This window comes from Pedobacter agri (assembly GCF_032678665.1).
In the GTDB taxonomy this organism is placed as follows: Bacteria; Bacteroidota; Bacteroidia; order Sphingobacteriales; family Sphingobacteriaceae; genus Pedobacter; species Pedobacter agri_A.
This window is the reverse complement of the sequence record NZ_JAVTSH010000008.1, coordinates 1-19,628: the sequence shown is the minus strand read 5'-3', so window position 1 is coordinate 19,628 and position 19,628 is coordinate 1. Positions and strand designations below refer to the sequence as shown.

Below are 19,628 nucleotides of genomic sequence, written 5' to 3'. Positions count from 1 at the left end.
CTTAAAACTTAGGGCATGGAACTTTAAAACCTTTAAAATTGTTATGTCTGTAAATAAATGATAGTTCATAAGTGCGGGGTGTTGCGCTCAATAGTTTATTTCCGTAAACAGTATAGTTCAATCCGGCGCTCACATCACCCATCGCTACGCCAACGTAAGGATAAAATGAGGCTTCGTTAAACTTAAACCACATGCCGAAATTTAGTTTCAAACGGGTTTCATCGTTAGGTTTGAAACCTACAACGGTGCCAAGGATAGTGTCTTTATTATTTCTTTGAACATTATAAACACCTGTAACATTTAAATCTACATAGTTGTTCAGCAAATAAAGCATGCCAAAATTGGCAGTCTGCCTTACCGGAACATATTCATTTGCATTATTTAATAAAGTTTCTTGTGGTTTGGTAAGGTGATAATGTGCGTAACCTACAGCAAAACTCAGGCGATTGAAATTTGCAGCGAAGTTAGCGCCGATATTTACATCAAAATATGATGTCTTATCGTTTTTGAGGTCTAGATAGTTAGGCAACGAATTATCAAAGCCGCCATCAGTATATTGCGAGGCGAAAGTTAATTTGTTGTAATCTAGAAATTTAGATACGTACGAAACTTGTGGTGCCAGGCCAAACTTAAAGCGATGTTCAACATCGAGGTATTGATAGTACGACATACTGGCGCTGATGTATTGCGACTTCAAAGCCCTGTTGAAAGATTCATCAAATAGTCCACTTAATCCTAAACTGAAAACGCTATTGGTAAAGTTTTCATCCTCCACGAGCTTTATATCTCCAGAAACACTATAGGTATTGTAAGGGTCGCCGAGGTTTCCCCACTGTTGGCGGGTGTTTACCGCAATGCGATATTCTCCATCGAAAAAACCTGTGTAAGCAGGATTTAATGACAGTGGTGCCGCAAAGTATTGCGAGAATTTAGGGTCTTGTGCTGAACAGTATAGTGTAATCATGCACAAAAAAGAGGTGAGTAACGATTTGTACATTATAATATAAGTATAGTTTTACCTGTTGACTGAAATTTACCACCAAAGGCATCTATGCCTTCAGCGAACCATGAGAATGTTTCTAATGGCTGCATTTTGCTTTTAAATTGTCCATCCCAGCCATTTGATGCCAAGTCGGTTTGATAAACAAGGATGCCCCATTTATTAAATACTTTGAAACTGGTTAATTTTTGGATGCTCACTAAAAACGGATATAATTTATTGTTGGTTTCTTTATGCGGCGTAAATGCAGTGGGCACAACAATTTTAGGCTGTGGCAATATATTAAGCTCAATTGGTGCCGATACGGAACAACCTTTTTCATTTTGTAGCGTTATATAGTAAATGCCAGCTTTGTTCATCCTGGTAGGATCTGCAATTGGGCGACTTAATAACGCATCATGGAAATAACTAACCTTAGAAAAATCTTTACTTCCTTTAGTGATTTCGGCACTGGTTAGATCGATAAAATCATAATCAAAGATTGCTTTTGGTTTATTGAGCACAATGGTTGGCAACGAATTAATGGTGACGTTAATTCTGTCAGACACATAACAACCAGATGCATTAGTAGCTTTTACATAATAAGCTCCAGATTTGCTTACTGATTTTGGATTACTTACCCGGTCAGTGAGTGCTTCATCGCTAAAAAACGAATAGCTCAATTTCTCTGAACTGCCCAGGAAAAGATTTTGATTGGTTAAATCTACCTTTTCCGGATAGCATACAGCCGCAGGATCTTTCACCGCTAATACAGGCAAATCGTTTACTACAACATCAATTTTACCATTAACCGAACAGCCCTGAGCATTGGTTGCAGTAACGAAGTAGCTGCCGGTTTTACCGATATGTTTCGGATCATTTATTGGATTTTTTAATGCGGCATCTTCAAAGAAGCTGTATTTAAAAGTTGGGTCGTTGCCCGCAAATATATTGCTTGAAGTGATATCAATTGTATTTGGATAGCAAACTGCCACTGGATTACTGATGTTAAGAAGTGGTTTCGGGTTGATGATTACCTCTACAGGAAGAATTTTACTGCAGCCATAGTTATTGGCAAGTAATACATAATACTTTCCGGATGTTTTAATGGCGTTTGGATTTGCTAATGGTTTCGATGCCTTATCATCAAGGAAATAACTTCTTAAAATGCCCTCTAAATTGGAATACAACTGATCATTTGTAAGATCAACGGTATGATCAAAACAGGCTGTTAGCGGACTATTAACCGTTACATTAGCTAAATCAAAAACATTAATGTCAATTGTAGCGACACTTTCGCAACCTTTAAAGTTTGTTGCCTTAATATAGTATTTCGCATTTTTTTTAATGCTAATCAATCCGGTCAATTGCTGTGTTAAATCTTTATCCTGATAAACCAGATATGTAAATTGATCACTTTTGTTTAAAATATAATGGCTACTGGTTAAATCGACTTCAGCATTTTGACATACGGTGTTTTTCTCCAATACCTGCATGAGATAATCAACACTATGCACTACAGATGTAATTGAACTCGGGCAGCCGAAACCGGCATACGGAACCAGATCCAAGATAATTTTTGATCCTTCAGGTGGCGTGGGCTTGATATTTACCGACTGCCCGGAACCATATTTAACTGATTTATCGGCGTTATACCAGTTATAAAACTGAAAGCCACTTGGTCCGGAAATATTAAGTTCATCAGCACTTTTGCAAAAGGTATTGCCTACAATCAGGTCGCCGCATAAATTGTCTACATCAACGTAAGCATAACCAAAATGACCACCCAGCGCACAATCTGCACTTATAAATTCAATAAGTAACTGCTTTCCCTGATAGCCAGATAGGTTTATCGTTACCGGCGTCCACTCCTTATAAATTATTGAAGCATTAACTTTAGATTTTTTAAATCCCGGTAAGGATGATGTTGCTACATATTCAAATGAAGCGCAAGGAATGTATTCATTTTTCTCAAGATCTTTTACGCGAGCTATAAAACGAGGCTGTTCCTCCAAAGGATGCGATGGATCTTCCAAAACAACAGCATATTGATAAGTTAGCGTAAATTCGGGGCGATCTGAAGGAACGTTTAGCAAGTATGAAACGCCATCAACTTGGGCGCCAGTGCCATTGTTCCCTAATTTAACTGAAAAATTGCCACCACTTCTCGGAATGAGGTCAAATCCACCATAATAGTCTTTTTCAGCCTTATTGGTGATAATGGTATGTCGGCCCAATGCAGGTGATGTTACCTCATTGGTATAGATGACATTTTTGTTGCTGTAGAGCGTAGATAATCCTGTAAATAACTTCCAGTTCCGAAAATTTCCATTTTCGAAACCAATGTTTTCCGGACAAGTTTGACCAAACAATTTAGATGGTATAGCCAATACTGCTACACACATCAACAATAACAATTTATTACTCAACGGGACGATGAATTAAAAAGTGATACTGTAAAAATATCATTTTAGTATATCGGTGAGTTTACGCATAGGCCTTAAAGCATTTTTTTTACACGAAAGCCAAATCACAGAAGTGAGTATGTATTTGCCACAGAGCGGTATATGTTATGGTAGACAACGAAGTAATAAACTGTATTACAATATAATATCATTACGATTAGCAGCTGATGGCATATTACTAATACGTTGTTTCATTTAAGGAAATTAACTTTCGGAAGGATGCCGAAAATTATTTTTTTTACACGAAACCCGATCGAAAATTGATGTTAGAAGCTGCAAAATCCCTTAAATAACAATTGAAGTGATCAAGTGGCAGCTTATGACCATTAAAATTGCCTACCAAACAAAGCGTACTACCAGTTGTTGTTTATACTAAAACAAAGAATATTTTTATGGAAAAGCTATATACAGCTGAAGTTACAGCTACTGGAGGAAGAGACGGACACATCAAGTCGAGCGATGGCATATTAGATTTTGAGTTAAGAAAACCTAAAGAACTTGGTGGACAGGGTGGTGCTACAAACCCTGAAGAATTATTTGCGGCAGCCTGGGGGCCATGTTATTTAGGAGCTTTGGGCTCCGTTGCCGAACGGGAAGGTGTTGACGTAAGTGAGGCCAATGTTAAAGTTCTGGTATCATTTAATAAAGAAGGAAATGCATATTCTCTATCGGCCGATTTAGATGTTCATATTCCAGGAATTTCTCATGAAGAGGCGCAGGCAATTGCCGATAAAGCACACAGAGCTTGTCCGTATTCAAAAGCGGTAAAGGGAAATATTGAGGTGAGGGTTACGGCGGTCTAAATCCTTATTAAAATATAAAAGCGACTTTAGGGTCGCTTTTTTTATGCTCAAATTGTTGTATCTACAGCAGAAGTTTGCTGGCTAAACCTAAGATTAGCAGAAAACCAAAAACATCGGTAAAAGTTGTGATGATGATTGACGATGCAATTGCCGGATCAATTCCTACACGTTTCAAAATTAATGGAATACCGGCACCCGTAACACCGGCAATCAACAGATTTCCCGTCATTGCTAAGAAAATGACCAGTCCGAGCATTGGGTTTCCATCAAAAAAGAATGCGAAAATAAAAACGATCAACCCGTTTACCGCACCGTTAATTAAACCAACTGTAAACTCTTTCAATACTGTTCGGTAGGCCTGTTTATCTGTCAAATCATAAAGGGAAATACGCCTTACAGTAACTGCAAGCGCTTGCGTGGCGGCATTCCCTCCCATTCCTGCAATAATGGTCATATAGGCAGCTAGTGAAGGAATGAGTTTAATTGTAGGATCAAAATAACGTACAACTGAAGAAGCTAAAAAGGCAGTACCCAAATTGATAATTAGCCAGGGTAAACGTGATTTTACTGCTTCAACCCAATTACCGCTTAATTCCTCATCTTCAGAAACCCCTGAAATTTTCAAAATATCCTCAGTACTTTCCGCTTCCAACACATCGATCACGTCATCGAAAGTAACTCTTCCTAAAAGTTTTTGATGTTCATCAATTACCGGAATACTGGTTAGGTTGTACTGAGAAATCAGATTCGCAACTTCTTCCTGGTCGGTATTTGGATGAACGTATACCGCATCCATTTTAACAAGTTCGGTGATTTGAGCGTTGTGTTTAGCTTTGATAATATCTTTTAATGAAACAATTCCTTTGAAGATCTTTTCATCATCTACTACATAAATTGTGTAGAATTCCTCCATTTCTTCGCTTTGGCGGATAATTTCATCAATGGCATCTTTTTTAGTTAAATTGATGTTTACACAGATAATTTCTGTATTCATCAAACCACCGGCGGTTTTCTCGTCGTAGGTTAAAAGGTTTCTGATTTCAGATGCGTGTTCATCCTGTAAATCTTCGAGTATTTCGGCCTGCTCATGATCTTCCAGTTGTGAGATAATGTCAGTAGCGTCATCATAATCTAGCTCTTCTACAATTTCGGTACGTTTATCTGGATGAAGTTCGAAAAGTAGATTTTCAGGATGGGATTCCTCATCCATTTCGGAAATAATTTCAGATGCAATTTCCGCTGGCAATAGGTTAATGATATGTCTTTGTTCCGATTTATCTAATCGTTCGAACAGAATGGCAATTTCTGAGGCATGATATTCCTCTAAAACCTCTTTCAGGGTTTCATCACCAGCTAAAATTGCATTTTTAACCTTTAAAACATCGCTTTTGTCTATCTCGAATGACTGCATCTATCTCTAAACCTTCTAAAATTGTTTAAAGCTACCAAAATTTTAAGCGCTAATAAAAGTAAATAGTATTAACTTACTTGAACCAGCCTTTTCTCCAGAAATATATCACCTGAACAACCGCGATTACAGCCATTACAATCCATGTCCATGTATAGCCATTTGGGCTGTAGAGTTCTGGCATATTATCGGGCATTACTTTACCGGTAACAGGGTCTTCCCTGCTGAAGTTCATTCCATAAATACCTGCTATGAAAGTTAAGGGAATAAATATTGATGAAATTATTGTCAGCACCTTCATAATCTCATTCATTCGGTTACTGGTAATCGAAAGATTCATATCAATATTGGCAGATGCAATCTCTTTTAACGATTCTATAAAATCAATGATCTGGATACAATGGTCGTAAGCATCCTTCATGTAGGTTTTGGTGAGATCAGAAATCAGCGGACTATCGGTACGGATGATGTCGTTTAATTTATCCCGTTCTGGCCAGGCCACTTTCCGTATTGTAATTAATGATCGTTTGATGGCTTGGGTATCGTACATAATCCTTCTATCCGGGCGATCATAAAGCCGATCTTCAATGGCATCAAGCTCCTCTCCCCAGAAATTTAGTAAGGTGAAATAATTATCTACAATAACATCCATGATCGCATACATCAGATAACTGCTTCCGCCTATGCGTATATTTCCTTTGCCAATTTCCAAACGCTTCCGTACCGGCTCAAAACAATCTGAGTAGGTTTCCTGAAAGGTAATTAACGTTCTTTCTGATAAAATAAAAGAAATCTGATCATTACATAACACATCATCTTCACCTAAGTAAAGGTGCCTGCTAACTGAAAAGATATACTTATCATTGTCATATTCATCAAGTTTCGGACGCTGGTATGAACTCGTGATATCTTCCAAAACCAATCTGCTGATATCAAATTTAGCATAAAGCGTTTCGAAAATATTGGGATCGGCCAAACCCTTAATATCAAACCAATAGTTAAAATCTTTATCTGCAACCAGTTTATCAATGTTGTTAATGTTTTTCAGTTCTTCCTTTTTATAACTTTTGCTGTTATAAGTATGAAGAACGATAACGGGTTTTAAAGCTTCGTCATCAATAGCATATAAACCAGGACTAGTGCCTGGAGCAGGAACTTTATAATGTTTATGTCGATTGCGAGGCTTATTCTTTCCCATTTTATAGATATAACTTGGCTTGCGGACCTTGGTTAAATAACAAATCAACGATGCTTAAGTTGGGCAAAAATTGATGTCTGTCTTCAAAAACCTGATAATATGGTTTATTGTTTACAAACTCATCACTTTTTTTAGGATTCATCATACCTCTAAAGTCGAGTTCAGGAAGAATTTGATCTTCGTAAGCGACTGTGGTATCTAATTCGATATTTAACTTAAGTTTTTTGTTAAGCCAATCCATCAACTCCATGTTGTAGTCGAAAAGGAATTCAAATTTTTCCTTGTAAAACCGAGAAAGCTCGTCTTCGTAATATTCAAAATAAGCCGAACTGCGGTAACAAGTTTCTAAACTCAGCCAATGCAAACGTTGCCAGTTAAAGTCATAACTGATTTTAACATCCTTCATTTTGGTATGCGTTTTTGAGCCTTTAACCAATGGAACCGTTAAATCAAGCTTTCCGTTTGGCGAATAAATGCTTGCCCGGTTACGGTAGGTTTGTTTTGCTAAATGTTCATGTTTCTCGATTAAAAAATCCTGTCCGTGTTTTTGCAATAAACTAAAATAGCCTACTGGAGGAAGATAAAATAACGGAAGTATAGCTGTATTATGCATTTGAAAATTTATGTTTGTAGCTGAAACAAATAAAAATAATGATTAAAAGAGGGTTTGCGCACCTTGGCGTATTTTTTTTATACCTGGTGTCGTTGCTTCCTCTGCCCATCCTGTTTTTTTTTGCAAGATTACTATATTATCTTCTTTATTATGTAATCGGCTATCGAAAAAAAGTTGTTCGTGAAAATTTAGTCAACTCTTTCCCTGAAAAACCAATTGCTCAGATTATCGAAATAGAAAAGAAGTTTTTTCTTTTCCTATCGGAATTAATTTTCGAAATCATTAAAATGACTACAATTTCAAAGCAGGAAACTTTGAAAAGAGTGAAATTTACGGGGCTTGAACAACTCGAAAAACATTTCAATGCCGGAGAAAGCGTACTGGCTTGTACCGGTCATTATGGGAACTGGGAACTTGGTACTTTGGCTCTAGGTTTAAGTATCTCTGCGAAAACAATGGTGATCTATAAGCCACTTACCAACAAGATTTTCGAATCGTGGTTTAATACATTCAGAACAAAATATGGAAATGTTTTTATCGCCATGCGCCAAACTTTGAGGGGAATGGCTGCATATAAAAACGAGCCTACATTATTATGTTTTGCCAGCGACCAGGCGCCAACGCGTGAAGAAACCAAGTATTTTGTAGATTTTTTGCATCGGCCAACTGCCGCACTACTAGGTGTAGAGAAAATTGCCAAATCTACAAACCGGCCAATTTATTATTTCAAAGTTAATGTAGTGAAGAAAGGTTATTACCATGTTGAGGTATTGCCGATGTGTTTAAATCCTGCTTCAGCAAATGAATTTGAAATTACTAATTTGCACTTTAAATTTTTAGAAGATATTATTAAAGAACAACCTCAATACTGGCTATGGAGCCATAAACGCTGGAAGTTTAAACCCGAATAAAAGAATGAATCCCTCAGTAGCTGTTGTAATATTAAACTGGAATGGTAAGGCATTTCTAAAACAATTTTTACCAGGAATATTACTTTCTCAATATGATAATTTGCAAATCGTTGTTGGTGATAACGCATCAACTGATGAGTCTGTCGCTTTTTTGCAGGAGCATTTTCCCACAGTCAAAATTATTCAGAACGATTTAAACTATGGTTTTGCTGGAGGTTATAATAAAGTACTCGAACGCGTAGACGCGGAATATTTTATCCTTTTAAATTCTGATGTAGAGGTTACGCAGAACTGGATACAGCCCGTTATCGATCTAATGGCAAAAGATGACAGCATTGCTGCGGCGCAACCGAAAATTAAATGGCAACTCAATAAAAACCAGTTTGAATATGCCGGTGCCGCAGGTGGCTATCTGGATATCTACTCCTACCCGTTTTGCCGCGGACGCTTATTTAATGTTTACGAATTTGATCAGGGACAATATAACGAACAGGAAGAAGTTTTCTGGGCCAGCGGTGCGGCATTTTTTATCAAAAGCAAATGCTGGAAAGAAGCTGGTGGTTTAGATGCTGATCTTTTCGCACACATGGAAGAAATTGATCTATGCTGGAGACTTAAAAACCTGGATTATAAAATCATGTATTGCCCTGATTCAGAAGTTTACCATGTTGGTGGTGGAACACTGCAAACTGAAAATCCATTTAAAACCTACCTTAATTTTAGAAACAACCTGATCATCATGCAGAAAAATCTTCCTGCAGGCGATGCTATTTTTAGGATAACAATCAGGATGTGGATTGATTTTGTCGCCTGGTGGCACTTTCTTTTATCAGGAAAGCTAAAGTTTACCATGGCTGTTAGTAAAGGCCACTGGCATTTTATTAAATCAATTGCCAAGACAAATAAAAAACGTAAAGCCATTCAAAAGCCTTATACTAAACATGCTGGCGTTTATAATAATAGTGTTGTCTGGGATTTCTTTATCAAAAAGATAAAGTATTTCAATAAGCTTACTTAGTGCTTAATGATTCATCTATCGACTTTTTAATCCAAAGAACGGTGTTTGCTGCTAATCCATAAGTACTAAATTTAACTTTTCCACCTTTATCTATTACAACATGTGTGGGATATGAATTAATAGAATATTGATTACTTATTGGGCGGCCATTTTCAATGATAGAATATTTATAAGGATTATTTTTTAAAAATTCCTGTAATCGAACGCTATCATCTAACGCAATTGCTAAAAAAATAATATCCTTAGTGTTTTTATAAGAATCAACCATTTCATTTAAAAATGGAATTTCAATTTTACAAGGCGGACAGTTTATAAACCAAAAGTTTAATACAATAATTTTGCCTTTAGCCTCTTCCAGATTAAACTGGTTTCCATTTAAATCGGTTACCTTGAATCCATCAAACTTCTTTCCTGCAGGAAATGCTAAACTCTCCTTCGGCTTAGGCATGCTAGCAAGCATTGCCTGTGTTTGTTCCGCTGTTAGTTTGTATAGTAAAAATTCAGGTTTACCTTTATTATCATTGGTGTTTAATGACTTAACTGAATATTTTCCAGAAAACCACATCAATTTCCATTCATCATAAGCGTATACTTTTCCGTCCTCTCCTTTTACTACCGATTTTTCATTAGGCTGTAAATTTAGTGAAGATTGATTTTGGGAATAACCTGAAATCGTAAATAATATTATTGTGAGTAAGAGCGATAACTTTTTCATAAATGTTAATTATTTTTAATGTATTAAACTTTCAATTGCTAAGCGATAGCCTTTCATTCCAAAACCTGTTAAAACACCCTGGCAATTTTTACCAGTTAATGAAACATGACGGTATTCCTCTCTGGCATAGATGTTAGATACATGCACTTCAACAACCGGAGTTTTGATGGCTGCAATGGCGTCAGCAATGGCTACAGAAGTATGCGTATAACCACCTGCATTAAGTACAATGCCATCGAAACTAAAGCCTACTTCATGCAATTTATTAATGATTTCTCCCTCAACATTACTTTGAAAATATTCAATTTCTAATGAAGAATAATGTGCCTTAAGTTCTTTAACATAATCTTCGATGCTGATACTACCATAAATTGATGGTTCACGAACACCCAGCAAGTTTAGGTTTGGGCCGTTAATAATTTGTATTTTCATTTTTAACTTTCTTTGTGTTGATGATGAAACAATTCAAATTTCCGAGATATCAAAAATTTGATGATGGTTTCATGCTGGTAATCTTTATTAAATATTGTAACGTTGCAATGTTATAAAAAATCTCAATAAAAACATGCTTTGGCAATCATATATTAAAGGATTTAAAGCTTACTTAAAATTAGAGCGCTCACTTTCTAACAATTCTGTTGATGCTTATCTAAATGATATCGACAAGCTGGCGCAGTATTTTAAGTCAGTAAGTCAAGAACCTGCCTTGAACAATATCAAGGCTGCGGACATTAAATCATTTATTAGCTGGCTGAATGAATTGGGAATGCAGGCAACTACCCAAGCGAGGGTTATTTCGGGTTTAAAAGCTTTTTTTACCTACCTCATGCTTGAGGAGGTAGTAGAAAAAGATCCTATGGCTTTGATTGAAGGACCAAAATTGAGCAGAAAACTTCCAGATATGCTGAACATCCATGAAATCAATCAACTTATTGACGCTATTGATGCTTCGAAACCGGAAGGCATGAGAAATAAGGCAATTATAGAGGTGCTCTACGGCTGCGGTTTGAGGGTTACGGAATTAACAGAATTGAAAATTTCGAATTTATATCCGCAAATTGAATTTATTAAAGTGATCGGAAAAGGAAACAAAGAACGATTGGTTCCGATTGGCGGCGTTGCGTTAAAACTGCTGGATATCTACATCCATTCTATCCGCGTTCACATGAACATCAAAAAAGGCAATGAAGATTATATTTTTCTAAATCGCTTTGGAGCTAAATTATCTAGAATATCGATTTTCAATCTAATTAAAAGCTTAGCTGAAAGCATCGGTTTGAAAAAAACGATCAGTCCGCACACCCTTCGCCATTCGTTTGCCACCCATTTAATAGAAGGTGGTGCAGATTTAAGAGCTGTGCAGGAAATGTTGGGCCACTCAAGTATCACCACAACAGAAATTTACACACATGTGGATAGAGATTATTTGCGGGAAGTAATCACCCAGTTTCACCCCAGATCTTAGGTTAGATTAAATATTCTTAATTGTTGCTTTAAGCATCCTATCCTTGCCTTGCATATCTTGCTTTAATACAATGTCATTAAATCCTTTTTCTTCTAACATTTCTCTTGTTTCTTTGCCTAAATACTCATTAATTTCAAAGTAAACATTTCCCGATGGCTTGAGATTAGTTTTAGCAAAATCAGCAATTACCTTATAAAAAATCAGCGGATCACCGTCTGATACAAATAGCGCAAGATGTGGTTCATGCAATAAAACATTTTTATGCATTTCAACCTGCTCTAAATACCTGATATAGGGTGGATTACTAACGATTATATCAAACCTATTTTCACTTGAAAATGCTGCAATATCAGCCAAGATAAAATCGACATTGGTATCCATGATTTGTGCATTTTCTTTGGCTACGGCAATTGCTTCTGAAGATACATCGAGGGTGGTTACTGTAGCGCCTGTTAAGTATTTTTTCAGCGAAATAGGGATACATCCTGAGCCAGTACCAACATCAAAAATAGATAGTTCGGCTTTCGGTTTTGTTTTACAATCGTTAATAATCCAATCCACTAACTCCTCCGTTTCCGGCCGTGGAATAAGTACATTTTGGTTTACTTTGAAAAAAGATCCGTAAAAATGCGCCTCTCCTAAAATGTGCTGTATTGGTTTTCCGATCATTAAATCATTTAGAATGCTCAGTATCTTTTGCAGATGGACAAAGTCTGTATCAATATCTCGCATCATTTTTAATTTAATGGGTGTTAAATTAAAAACATGTTCGGCTGCTAAACCAAAAAGTGCTTTGGCTTCATCCTGATCGTAAAGGGGTTCTAGTTCTAATGCAAAATGCTCTTCTAATTCTCCAATTTTCATTTGATGTAAAATTACCTATTTGTAACCATATCAAATCTATTTTATAAAGGCTATGATTCATTTTTTACTATTTTTGCCCACATGGTGGATGAATTTTACATTAAACGTTGTTTGGAACTGGCCTCACTTGCCATCGGAAATGTAAGTCCAAATCCTATGGTGGGATGTGTGATTGTTCATAACGGTAAAATTATTGGCGAAGGATACCACCAGCAATATGGTGAAGCCCATGCAGAGCCAAATGCTATTAAATCAGTAATTGAGCGTTTTGGCGCTGAGGCCGAAACATTACTACGGGAATCAACCGCCTATGTTAACCTGGAACCTTGCGCCCATTTTGGAAAAACACCTCCCTGCGCCGATTTATTCGTAAAGCATCAGCTTAAAAAAGTTGTGATTGGTAATCGCGATCCATTCTCAGGTGTTGATGGAAAAGGTATAGAGAAATTAAAAAATGCCGGAATTGAAGTATTTAGCGGAATTCTTGATGAAGAATGCAGGGAGTTTAACAGGCGGTTTTTTACCAGGATTCAAAAACAGCGGCCATATATTATATTAAAATGGGCAGAAACCGCAAATGGCTACTTTGCCACTAAAGATGGTCATCAAAAATGGATTAGTGGCGCTTTGGCAAAACGACTGGCACATCGATGGAGAACAGAAGAGGATGCTATTCTGGTTGGTAAACAGACGGCGATCATGGATAACCCTCAATTAACGGCTAGAGAATGGCCTGGAAAGAATCCGATAAGATTGGTTATCGATAAAAATCTTGAGGTGCCGCAAAGCAACCATATCTATAATGCTGAAGCTAAAACCATCATTTTTAATGAAGTTAAAACTGATGTGATTGGGAACATCCACTATATTCAAATGGAAGATATGCACTTCTATCTGGCCCAAAAAATAGCTTTCCAACTTTACTTGATGGATGTTCAGTCTGTTATTGTAGAGGGCGGTGCAAAAATTTTAACTCAGTTTTTAGATGCCAATCTCTGGGATGAAGCCCGTATTTTTTCGTCGTTAGGAAGCTGGGGCGATGGCGTTCCTTCGCCCGTAATCAACGGACATTTACAAGAACAGATTCAGGTTGGAGCAGACAAACTATCTATTTATAAAAACACTTCTAACTAAATGATATACATAATTTTAAGTATTCTCTGTAGTGTTACTGTCGCGATATTATTAAAGCTGGCAAAACGATATGAGATTAGTATTGTTCAGGCCGTTTCGGTAAATTATTTCGCAGCACTAATACTCTGCTTTTTATTTTTTAAACCTGATATCAGCTCGGTCTCTTCAAGCGCACCCTGGCCAATTTATATCGCCTTAGCCATATTATTGCCCGGTATCTTTTTAATTCTTGCGGCGTCAATCAGAAATATGGGTATCGTAAAAACTGATATTGCCCAACGCCTGTCGTTGTTTATTCCTATTCTCGCTTCATACTTCATCTTCCAGGAAAACTTCAACTCACTTAAAATAATTGGTTTAATCATCGGTTTTCCGGCAATTTTTCTAACATTTTTGAGGAAATCAACCGAGGTAAAAACGGAGGGTAACTGGATTTATCCTGTTAGCGTTTTTCTTGGTTTTGGTGTAATTGATGTGCTTTTTAAACAAATTGCGCTGTACAAGGCATTGCCATACACCACATCGCTTTTCACAATATTTTGCCTGGCATTTATTGTTTCGCTAATCATTGTAGTTACCCTGGCGTTGTTAAAAAAGATTAAAATACAGCCTATAAATCTGGTTTGTGGATTAATTTTGGGTTTGTTCAATTTCGGAAACATCTTGTTTTATATGAAGGCGCACAAAGCGTTGGTTGAAAATCCTTCTACAGTATTCGCTGCCATGAACCTTGGTGTTATTGTTTTTGGAAGTTTAGTGGGTATAATTATTTTTAAAGAGAAGCTAAACAAACTCAACTATATCGGAATTGTTTTAGCACTTGTTGCGGTCATCATCATAACCCTTTCGCAAAATGCTGTTCGATGATGCTTATCAAACCATAGAAAGTGCCGCAGAAGGTATTTTCAGGGATAAAGGAAGTAAATTTATTGCATACGCCTATCCTATCCGCATGGAAGCAGAAGTGAAACCAATCATTACGCAACTTCGTTCGGAACATCCAAAAGCCAGGCATTGGTGTTACGCATACCGCCTCACTCCAGATCGATCGATATTTAGAATAAATGACGATGGTGAACCATCGGGCACCGCAGGCAGGCCGATCTTAAATTGTTTGTTATCTGCAGACCTCACAAATATTTTAATTGTGGTGGTTCGCTATTTCGGGGGCACTTTATTGGGGGTTCCAGGTTTAATCAACGCTTATAAAAATGCAAGTTTAGAGGCTTTGGCTGCGGCATCCATCATTACCAAAACCGTAAATGATTGGTACGAAATTCATTTTGAGTACTTGCAAATGAATGATGTGATGAAAGTCATCAAAGATGAAAATCTTGAAGTTTTAAATCAGCAGTTTGACATCAATTGCATTTTGAAATTTGAGGTAAGAAAGGCACAACTGAACCAGGTTTTAAGTAAGTTTGATAAAATCGAAGATATCAAGCTAAAATATCTTCAAACTGTTTAAATCAAATAAAGAATTTTAACAAATGAAAATATCTGAGAGCGATTTAATTATTAATCCTGATGGAAGTATCTATCACCTTAATCTTTTACCAGAAGATGTTGCAGATACAGTAATCACTGTTGGCGACCCGGACCGTGTGGGTGAGGTAAGTAAATACTTCGATAAAATCGAACTTCAAAAAGGTAAGAGAGAATTTATTACACATACCGGATACGTAGGTGATAAAAGGGTCACCGTACTTTCAACTGGTATTGGGACTGATAACATCGATATCGTTTTCAATGAATTAGATGCATTGGTTAATATTAATTTTAAAACCCGGGAGATAAAACCGAATTTAAAATCACTGAACATTATCCGAATCGGAACTTCTGGTGCAGTACAGCCAGACATTCCAATGGGCACAATCTTAGCTTCAAGTTATGGCTTGGGTATGGATGCTTTAATGAATTATTATGTTCAGGAAATATCCGAAGATGAAAAAAGTTTGAGAGATGATATTTCTGTTCATTTCGGGCGCTTAACAAGTATAAATCCTTACTTAACTGCGGCGAGCAGGAACTTACTTGATACGATCGGAAAAGATCTGCCTAAAGGAATAACGATTACTTCGCCAGGTTTTTATGCGCCGCAAGGCAGGCTTGTTAGAGCAAAAAATGCGGTTCCGGATTTTATTAGTTTAATAAACGGTTTCAAGAGTAACCAGCACCGCATCACAAATTTAGAAATGGAAACAGCTGGCATTTATGCTTTGGCTAAAGTGTTAGGGCACCAGGCGCTATCTGTTAACGCAATTTTGGCTAGTAGAGTAAATTTTGAATTTAGTAAAGAGCCAAATAAAATTGTTGAACAAGCTATAAAGCTGGTATTGGAAAGAATTTAATTTCAGGCCTCTTTTTTTTAGATATGAGGCCTGAAAAACTAGACTGTTGGTATTTTTTCTTTTACCAGTTCATTTCCTTCCGCGTCCAGGTAAGTACAGGTCATGTGGCCTAAATCAATTACCCATTTTTCCACGCCTGCATCGGCAGCCTGTTTACAAAAGGTAAAGTAATCCGTTTCTCCCTGCTGATGTATTTTTAAAGCGTGCTCCAGCTTCGCTGCAGAAGATTCATCGTTTACGATCAGTGTAGGATATTCTTCAGGGCTGGCTTGTTGCGCATTATCTTCATCATCAAAATAGATTGATAAACCGTTGGACACATAAACATCATTCCTGACTACACCCATGGCTTTTATTTCCTGAATAAACTTCGGGAAATCTGCACCGGTTTTTATTTTTGATTCTGCTGCTTTTATTTCTTCAAGACTAAACATATTTTATTTTGTTAATGATACTTTGTAAATGGTGGTTTGGGTGTAAAGCTCTTCTGGTTTTAGCACAGTAGTGGGAAATTCAGGGATATTAATACCATTTGGATGGTGTTGTGTTTCAATGCAAAACGCATCATATCCTACATAATCCTTCCCTCCCTTTCCATTTTTAACATCTACGTATTTGGCGGTATATAAATGCGCTACCGGTTCTGTGGTATATACATTTAAGGTTAGGCCACTTTCCATTTCGGTTGTTTTACTTGCCAAGGTTAAATCTCCGTACGTTTTATCCAATACAAAAGATTGGTCATAACCCTCATCTGCATTCCAGTCTTTACCAATTTCTTTTAATTTCGTAAAATCCAATGCAGTTCCAGCTACTGGAATTAGCTTCCCTGTTACGCAATAGTTTTCATCCTGTTCTAAATAGTTCGATCCGAATATTTGCAACTGGTGATTTTTAATATTTCCTCCACCGGGCGCTAAGTTAAAATAGCCATGATGGGTTAGATTGATAGCTGTTGCTTTATCCGTTTCGGCTTCATAACTCAATATCAGCTCATCATGATCTGTCAATTCAAAAGTTAAATCGATCACTAAATTGCCTGGAAAATTTTCTTCCGCATCTTCACTCTCATATTCTAAAGTAACGGTCGTCTTTTCATCATCTACATCCACAATATCCCAAACCTTTCTATCAAAGCCTACAACACCACCATGTAAGGTGTCATCACCATTGTTTTGAGCCAGCTGATAAGTTTCATCATCAATTGTAAAGGCGCCATTTTTGATTCTATTTGCATAACGCCCGATGATTGCTCCGAAATAAGGATAGTTTTTTAAATAGTCAGGGTTTAAATACTGTTCAAATTCATCAAACCCGAGTACAATATCTTGCATTTCTCCTTTGGCATTTTGAACAATGAACTTATTAATGATCGCACCGTAATTAAATATTTTAACGTAAGTGCCTTTGCTATTGGTTAGTTCGATTGCGATAACTTCTTCGCCTTCAATAAATTTTCCTGTTGATGTTTGCTGAACGCTCATAAATTGTAACTTAGGATTTTTGTTCCTTAAACAAACATACCATTATTAGTTGCTTTAAATAAATATTTTAACCAAATGAAGACTGAACTTGATCAAAAATTTGTAGAACAATATCACAAAAATGCTGATGCAATTTATTTTAGTCCTGGTCGCGTAAACCTCATTGGTGAGCATATTGACTACAACGGTGGCCTTGTGATGCCATGTGCAATTACATTAGGTACCTGGATTGCAATTGCCTCCAACAATGACCAGAAATATAGATTTAAGAGTTTAAACTTTGATGGTGAGAAAGAAGTGGAAAGTAATCGCCTACATGAAAAAGATGGCTCCTATTGGGCGAATTATCCAATCGGCGTAATCAATGAATTTATAGAAGACGGTAAAGAAATCAATGGTTTCGATTTTTTATACTTCGGCAACATTCCAATTGGTTCAGGATTATCATCTTCGGCATCAATTGAAATCGCAACAGCCTTTGCCCTAAACGATTATTTAAGCTTAGGTTATGATAAACTTGAACTTGTAAAATTAGCCAAGCGTGTAGAAAACGAATTCATCGGACTAAACTCTGGTATCATGGATCAGTTTGCGGTAGCTTTTGGAGAAAGAAATAAGGCGATTGTGTTGGATTGCGAAACGCTAAAATATAAAATGGTTGATGTTGATTTAGGCAAATATGTGTTAGCCATTATTAATACCAATAAACCACGCGAACTGGCCGATTCGAAATATAACGAACGGGTTGCAGAATGCCAGGAGGCTTTGAAAGTGCTGAATGAGGAAATTACATTGCATCACCTTTGCGAATTAAATGCTGAAAAGTTTGCATTACATAGTCATCTCATCACAGATGAAACAGTTTTGAAAAGGGCCACACATGTTGTTAAAGAAAATGACCGTGTTCATTTGGCGGCTAAAGCCTTAAACAGCGGAAGTCTGGATGAGTTCGGCAGGTTGATGTATGCTTCTCATCAATCGTTAAAAGAATTGTATGAGGTTAGTGGCGAAGAATTAGATGCTGTGGTAACATTTTGTTCAGGTTATGAACACGTAATCGGTGCCCGGATGACTGGTGCTGGCTTTGGCGGTTGTGCCATTGCTTTGCTGGAAAAAGGTTTTGAAGAAGATTTTGCGAAACACTTAACAGATTATTATGTCGAAAAAATAGGTTATCCTGCCGCAATTTATGTAAGTGAAATTGGAAGTGGCCCTGTTAAACTTTAGAATATAATTATACTTTCGCAGGATTATTTATCATCTGCGGCTATTATTACATGAGAAAATTAAAATTAGACGAGTTAAATCGTCCGGATATTGAGGAGTTTAAAGCGCAAGAAAAACTGCCCGTTGTAGTGGTTTTAGATAACGTTCGCAGCATGCATAATGTGGGTTCTATTTTTCGAACAGCTGATGGTTTTGCTTTGGAGAAAGTTATACTTTGCGGCATTACAGCTCAACCGCCACATCGTGAAATCGAGAAGACGGCTTTGGGCGCAACACAATCTGTAGATTGGTCACACTACCCTACTACAATAGAAGCTGTTGATGCTTTACGTCATTCAGGATATGAAATTATAGCCATCGAGCAAGCCGAGTACAGTACCATGTTAAACACTTTTCAACCTGATCGTTCGAAAAAATATGCCTTAATTTTTGGAAATGAAGTAGATGGCGTTAGCGATGAGGTAATGTCAAAAATTGATGAATGTATTGAAATTCCGCAATTCGGAACCAAACACTCTTTCAATATTGTTATCTCTGCTGGAATAGTTTTCTGGGATTTTTTTGCAAAATTGAGATTGTAAAATTGCGGGTTGTCTGTTTCTGGATGGAGTGTTCTTCGATGTTAAATCTAAGGCTGGCACAAACATCCTATCAAACATATATTAGATCAATCACCCGGTCGAATATTGCAATTCTTGTTAAATATTTGACTTGGTATAAAGCTAAAAAGCTAGATGAAAATTTGCTTTTTAAATCTCACTTTTTAATGCTACTCTAACTTTTGTATACAATTCTATACATCTAACACCCTGCGATTGGGCTTTAGGTAACTTTTTTGTGAAGTTAATTTTCCGTCATAAACTTCTGATAATATGTGATTTGCGAAGCATTTATCGCTTTTGGCAAGGTTTTTTCTTAGTGGATGCAAAACAGTATGTTAAAAAAACTGTTAAGAGACTATTATTTATAAAACGAAAAACATGAATTCGAGAA

General features: G+C 36.9%; 20 protein-coding genes. 10 read left to right on the top strand and 10 right to left on the bottom strand.

Features of this window, described 5'->3' with window-relative positions; translation table 11 throughout:
• Position 1 precedes the first annotated feature (1 nt).
• Positions 2-997, bottom strand: a complete 996-nt coding sequence (locus tag R2Q70_RS16490) for a PorP/SprF family type IX secretion system membrane protein (protein ID WP_116168182.1) — start codon at positions 995-997, stop codon at positions 2-4.
• On the bottom strand, positions 997-3,384 hold the full coding sequence (locus R2Q70_RS16485; protein ID WP_316808650.1) for a gliding motility-associated C-terminal domain-containing protein: 2,388 nt from the start codon (positions 3,382-3,384) through the stop codon (positions 997-999). Before R2Q70_RS16485 ends, R2Q70_RS16490 begins: the two co-directional genes overlap by 1 nt.
• Before the next feature lie 452 nt (positions 3,385-3,836).
• Between R2Q70_RS16485 and R2Q70_RS16480 the strand changes: the two genes are divergently transcribed.
• Positions 3,837-4,247 carry an organic hydroperoxide resistance protein gene (locus R2Q70_RS16480; protein WP_316808649.1) on the top strand — a complete coding sequence of 137 codons (411 nt, stop codon included), beginning with the start codon at positions 3,837-3,839 and terminating at the stop codon, positions 4,245-4,247.
• Positions 4,248-4,308: 61 nt separating this feature from the next.
• Here the strand turns inward: R2Q70_RS16480 and mgtE are convergent, their stop codons facing one another.
• The 3 genes from mgtE to R2Q70_RS16465 all read right to left on the bottom strand — a co-directional run bounded on the left by mgtE (position 4,309) and on the right by R2Q70_RS16465 (position 7,466).
• Complete coding sequence (gene mgtE / locus R2Q70_RS16475) at positions 4,309-5,658, bottom strand: magnesium transporter (RefSeq protein WP_316808648.1); 1,350 nt, start codon at positions 5,656-5,658, stop codon at positions 4,309-4,311.
• A 73-nt stretch (positions 5,659-5,731) separates the two neighbouring features.
• Positions 5,732-6,853 (bottom strand): magnesium/cobalt transporter CorA, encoded by a 1,122-nt coding sequence (corA, locus tag R2Q70_RS16470; protein ID WP_316808647.1) that lies wholly within the window; start codon positions 6,851-6,853, stop codon positions 5,732-5,734.
• 1 nt (position 6,854) lies between these two features.
• On the bottom strand, positions 6,855-7,466 hold the full coding sequence (locus R2Q70_RS16465; RefSeq protein ID WP_316808646.1) for a WbqC family protein: 612 nt from the start codon (positions 7,464-7,466) through the stop codon (positions 6,855-6,857).
• Positions 7,467-7,504: 38 nt separating this feature from the next.
• On the opposite strand from R2Q70_RS16465, the gene R2Q70_RS16460 reads away from it, so the two are divergent.
• Both R2Q70_RS16460 and R2Q70_RS16455 read left to right on the top strand, forming a co-directional pair.
• Entirely contained in the window at positions 7,505-8,377 is an 873-nt protein-coding gene (locus tag R2Q70_RS16460; RefSeq protein ID WP_316808645.1) for a lysophospholipid acyltransferase family protein, read from the top strand.
• 4 nt (positions 8,378-8,381) lie between these two features.
• Positions 8,382-9,395, top strand: coding sequence for a glycosyltransferase family 2 protein (locus R2Q70_RS16455; protein ID WP_316808644.1), 1,014 nt, complete (start codon positions 8,382-8,384; stop codon positions 9,393-9,395).
• Here R2Q70_RS16455 and R2Q70_RS16450 read toward each other — a convergent pair.
• Entirely contained in the window at positions 9,388-10,110 is a 723-nt protein-coding gene (locus R2Q70_RS16450; RefSeq protein ID WP_316808643.1) for a TlpA disulfide reductase family protein, read from the bottom strand. The genes R2Q70_RS16455 and R2Q70_RS16450 overlap by 8 nt on opposite strands.
• Before the next feature lie 15 nt (positions 10,111-10,125).
• The gene (aroQ, locus tag R2Q70_RS16445; RefSeq protein ID WP_316808642.1) at positions 10,126-10,542 is read right to left on the bottom strand and encodes a type II 3-dehydroquinate dehydratase; all 417 of its coding nucleotides are present in this window, start codon (positions 10,540-10,542) and stop codon (positions 10,126-10,128) included.
• A gap of 133 nt (positions 10,543-10,675) precedes the next feature.
• Between aroQ and xerD the strand changes: the two genes are divergently transcribed.
• Positions 10,676-11,575, top strand: coding sequence for a site-specific tyrosine recombinase XerD (xerD, locus tag R2Q70_RS16440; RefSeq protein WP_316808641.1), 900 nt, complete (start codon positions 10,676-10,678; stop codon positions 11,573-11,575).
• A gap of 6 nt (positions 11,576-11,581) precedes the next feature.
• On the opposite strand, the gene prmC is transcribed toward xerD, so the two are convergent.
• Positions 11,582-12,439, bottom strand: coding sequence for a peptide chain release factor N(5)-glutamine methyltransferase (prmC, locus tag R2Q70_RS16435; RefSeq protein WP_316808640.1), 858 nt, complete (start codon positions 12,437-12,439; stop codon positions 11,582-11,584).
• Between the two features lie 81 nt (positions 12,440-12,520).
• On the opposite strand from prmC, the gene ribD reads away from it, so the two are divergent.
• From ribD to R2Q70_RS16415, 4 genes are read left to right on the top strand one after another with little or no spacing between them, the layout of a single operon-like run.
• Positions 12,521-13,573, top strand: coding sequence for a bifunctional diaminohydroxyphosphoribosylaminopyrimidine deaminase/5-amino-6-(5-phosphoribosylamino)uracil reductase RibD (ribD, locus tag R2Q70_RS16430; protein ID WP_316808639.1), 1,053 nt, complete (start codon positions 12,521-12,523; stop codon positions 13,571-13,573).
• The gene (locus R2Q70_RS16425; RefSeq protein ID WP_316808638.1) at positions 13,574-14,440 is read left to right on the top strand and encodes a DMT family transporter; all 867 of its coding nucleotides are present in this window, start codon (positions 13,574-13,576) and stop codon (positions 14,438-14,440) included.
• A complete protein-coding gene (locus tag R2Q70_RS16420; protein ID WP_316808637.1) occupies positions 14,427-15,041 on the top strand; it encodes a YigZ family protein in 615 nt (204 codons plus the stop codon). The genes R2Q70_RS16425 and R2Q70_RS16420 overlap by 14 nt, the downstream gene beginning before the upstream one ends.
• A 22-nt stretch (positions 15,042-15,063) precedes the next feature.
• Positions 15,064-15,924: a nucleoside phosphorylase gene (locus R2Q70_RS16415; protein WP_316808636.1), complete on the top strand. Its 861-nt coding sequence runs from the start codon at positions 15,064-15,066 to the stop codon at positions 15,922-15,924.
• Positions 15,925-15,962: 38 nt separating this feature from the next.
• On the opposite strand, the gene R2Q70_RS16410 is transcribed toward R2Q70_RS16415, so the two are convergent.
• Together R2Q70_RS16410 and R2Q70_RS16405 are read right to left on the bottom strand one after the other, a co-directional pair.
• The gene (locus R2Q70_RS16410; protein WP_316808635.1) at positions 15,963-16,358 is read right to left on the bottom strand and encodes a DUF1398 domain-containing protein; all 396 of its coding nucleotides are present in this window, start codon (positions 16,356-16,358) and stop codon (positions 15,963-15,965) included.
• Positions 16,359-16,361: 3 nt separating this feature from the next.
• The gene (locus tag R2Q70_RS16405) at positions 16,362-17,408 is read right to left on the bottom strand and encodes an aldose epimerase family protein (protein WP_316808634.1); all 1,047 of its coding nucleotides are present in this window, start codon (positions 17,406-17,408) and stop codon (positions 16,362-16,364) included.
• Between the two features lie 75 nt (positions 17,409-17,483).
• On the opposite strand from R2Q70_RS16405, the gene R2Q70_RS16400 reads away from it, so the two are divergent.
• The gene (locus tag R2Q70_RS16400; protein ID WP_316808633.1) at positions 17,484-18,635 is read left to right on the top strand and encodes a galactokinase; all 1,152 of its coding nucleotides are present in this window, start codon (positions 17,484-17,486) and stop codon (positions 18,633-18,635) included.
• Between the two features lie 50 nt (positions 18,636-18,685).
• Positions 18,686-19,216 carry an RNA methyltransferase gene (locus R2Q70_RS16395; RefSeq protein WP_316808632.1) on the top strand — a complete coding sequence of 177 codons (531 nt, stop codon included), beginning with the start codon at positions 18,686-18,688 and terminating at the stop codon, positions 19,214-19,216.
• Positions 19,217-19,628: the final 412 nt, after the last annotated feature.

Bases quoted from the DNA above. Each gene is read 5' to 3' on its own strand.
- R2Q70_RS16490 (WP_116168182.1), bottom strand. From the start codon at position 997: ATGTACAAATCGTTACTCACCTCTTTTTTGTGCATGATTACACTATAC.
- R2Q70_RS16485 (WP_316808650.1), bottom strand. From the start codon at position 3,384: ATGTGTGTAGCAGTATTGGCTATACCATCTAAATTGTTTGGTCAAACT.
- R2Q70_RS16480 (WP_316808649.1), top strand. From the start codon at position 3,837: ATGGAAAAGCTATATACAGCTGAAGTTACAGCTACTGGAGGAAGAGAC.
- mgtE (WP_316808648.1), bottom strand. From the start codon at position 5,658: ATGCAGTCATTCGAGATAGACAAAAGCGATGTTTTAAAGGTTAAAAAT.
- corA (WP_316808647.1), bottom strand. From the start codon at position 6,853: ATGGGAAAGAATAAGCCTCGCAATCGACATAAACATTATAAAGTTCCT.
- R2Q70_RS16465 (WP_316808646.1), bottom strand. From the start codon at position 7,466: ATGCATAATACAGCTATACTTCCGTTATTTTATCTTCCTCCAGTAGGC.
- R2Q70_RS16460 (WP_316808645.1), top strand. From the start codon at position 7,505: ATGATTAAAAGAGGGTTTGCGCACCTTGGCGTATTTTTTTTATACCTG.
- R2Q70_RS16455 (WP_316808644.1), top strand. From the start codon at position 8,382: ATGAATCCCTCAGTAGCTGTTGTAATATTAAACTGGAATGGTAAGGCA.
- R2Q70_RS16450 (WP_316808643.1), bottom strand. From the start codon at position 10,110: ATGAAAAAGTTATCGCTCTTACTCACAATAATATTATTTACGATTTCA.
- aroQ (WP_316808642.1), bottom strand. From the start codon at position 10,542: ATGAAAATACAAATTATTAACGGCCCAAACCTAAACTTGCTGGGTGTT.
- xerD (WP_316808641.1), top strand. From the start codon at position 10,676: ATGCTTTGGCAATCATATATTAAAGGATTTAAAGCTTACTTAAAATTA.
- prmC (WP_316808640.1), bottom strand. From the start codon at position 12,439: ATGAAAATTGGAGAATTAGAAGAGCATTTTGCATTAGAACTAGAACCC.
- ribD (WP_316808639.1), top strand. From the start codon at position 12,521: ATGGTGGATGAATTTTACATTAAACGTTGTTTGGAACTGGCCTCACTT.
- R2Q70_RS16425 (WP_316808638.1), top strand. From the start codon at position 13,574: ATGATATACATAATTTTAAGTATTCTCTGTAGTGTTACTGTCGCGATA.
- R2Q70_RS16420 (WP_316808637.1), top strand. From the start codon at position 14,427: ATGCTGTTCGATGATGCTTATCAAACCATAGAAAGTGCCGCAGAAGGT.
- R2Q70_RS16415 (WP_316808636.1), top strand. From the start codon at position 15,064: ATGAAAATATCTGAGAGCGATTTAATTATTAATCCTGATGGAAGTATC.
- R2Q70_RS16410 (WP_316808635.1), bottom strand. From the start codon at position 16,358: ATGTTTAGTCTTGAAGAAATAAAAGCAGCAGAATCAAAAATAAAAACC.
- R2Q70_RS16405 (WP_316808634.1), bottom strand. From the start codon at position 17,408: ATGAGCGTTCAGCAAACATCAACAGGAAAATTTATTGAAGGCGAAGAA.
- R2Q70_RS16400 (WP_316808633.1), top strand. From the start codon at position 17,484: ATGAAGACTGAACTTGATCAAAAATTTGTAGAACAATATCACAAAAAT.
- R2Q70_RS16395 (WP_316808632.1), top strand. From the start codon at position 18,686: ATGAGAAAATTAAAATTAGACGAGTTAAATCGTCCGGATATTGAGGAG.